The sequence below is a fragment of the Flavobacterium pygoscelis genome (genome assembly GCF_023162025.1).
GTDB lineage: Bacteria > Bacteroidota > Bacteroidia > Flavobacteriales > Flavobacteriaceae > Flavobacterium > Flavobacterium pygoscelis.
This window is the reverse complement of sequence record NZ_JALNUB010000039.1, coordinates 1-507: the sequence shown is the minus strand read 5'-3', so window position 1 is coordinate 507 and position 507 is coordinate 1. Positions and strand designations below refer to the sequence as shown.

Sequence of the window (507 nt, the reverse complement as noted above, 5' to 3'; positions counted from 1 at the left end):
ATAATTTCTTGTGCCTTGTTTTTCATAGCTGTAGCCTTTAAAGACTTCATTAATCAATGCTGGAGTTAAATAATCTTTGGAGGCAACTGCTTGTTGAAATTTCAATAAATCTCGTGGAGTGGAATAGATATTTTTATCACCATAAACGGTTTCAAGATGGTTTAGTTCGTGTTTACGGTAATTTCCCTTGTATGATTGACTAACGTTTTTAATCTCTTTTGCATAGTCAAGTACAAAGGTATGCTCCATTCCTAAAGGTTGAAAAATGATTTTTTTCATCGCTTCTCGATAGTTTAAACCCGTTACTTTTTCAATAATTAATGCCAACATTGCATAATTTGTATTGCAATACGCAAAATGTTTATCGGTTTTGAAATCTAAAGGCGCTTCAAATTTTATGTATGCATTTAAAATATCTTGATTGGTCACCTGTTTACTATGATTCCAAACTTTTGTGTCGTCAAAGAAATAAGCATAATTAGTCAGTCCGCTTCGGTGATTTAATAA

1 protein-coding gene is annotated in these 507 nt (G+C 32.0%); it reads right to left on the bottom strand.

Translation table 11 applies throughout. The features are described 5' to 3' along the window. The coding region (locus MW871_RS16275; RefSeq protein ID WP_248429437.1) for a serine hydrolase domain-containing protein at nt 1-507 on the bottom strand (507 nt) is incomplete at both ends.